1 protein-coding gene is annotated in these 219 nt (G+C 37.9%); it reads left to right on the top strand.

From position 1 onward, the window contains the following. Window positions 1-219 (top strand): hypothetical protein (locus tag CCAL9328_RS11365; protein WP_211436861.1); only part of this gene is annotated, 219 nt, incomplete at both ends.

The raw sequence follows: 219 nt of genomic DNA on the forward strand, positions 1-219 counted from the left end.
GCCAAACCCAGCACCATCAGACCCAAATTCAAATAACCAAAATACCACAAATAACAATAATCAACAAAACAACAACACCCAAGACCCAAGCAATAATAATAACCAAAATAACAACTCTCAAAGCTCAAATTCACAAGGTAGCACCACCACACCAACACCAACACCAAGTAACCCAGAATCAAGCAACCAAACGCCAAATAACCAAAATTCAAATCAAAC

The sequence above is a fragment of the Campylobacter sp. RM9328 genome, from assembly GCF_012978615.1.